Here is a 454-nt window from a genome sequence, read left to right as displayed (position 1 = left end):
AAAGCAGCCGACTATTCTGACTTCTGGTTTCTGGCCTTCCGGCTTCTGATTGGTGGAGGTGAACGGGATCGAACCGATGGCCTCCTGCGTGCAAGGCAGGCGCTCTCCCAGCTGAGCTACACCCCCGTTTCAGAAGTCAGAATACAGAGGACAGAAACCAGTATTAATGTCTCACCGTCGGCGACTAACTTCTCTGTCACCTGGCTTTCTGGCCTCTGGTTTCTGACGTGGTGGGCCTAGGTGGACTTGAACCACCGACCTCACGCTTATCAGGCGTGCGCTCTAACCAGCTGAGCTATAGGCCCCTACCAGAATCCAGAAGACAGAGGACAGAAGCCAGTGAAAACTCCCAGCCTCCGACTGTCTGATAAGATGCCTTCTGCCTACAACTGTTATAAAGATCAAAAAAAACTTCACCGACACGAAGTACGGCAAAGGGCAGGGGAGAATAATC

The 454-nt window shown here is 52.6% G+C and carries 2 tRNA genes; both read right to left on the bottom strand.

Features of this window, described 5'->3' with window-relative positions:
• Positions 1-50 precede the first annotated feature (50 nt).
• A tRNA-Ala gene (locus ACYQ8U_RS23215) sits at positions 51-126 on the bottom strand.
• Positions 127-228: 102 nt separating this feature from the next.
• Positions 229-305: transfer RNA gene (locus ACYQ8U_RS23210), tRNA-Ile, on the bottom strand.
• Positions 306-454: the final 149 nt, after the last annotated feature.

The sequence above is a fragment of the Desulfocastanea catecholica genome (genome assembly GCF_054657295.1).
Note: the sequence above shows the minus strand (reverse complement) of the source record. Positions and strands in the feature narration are given on the sequence as shown.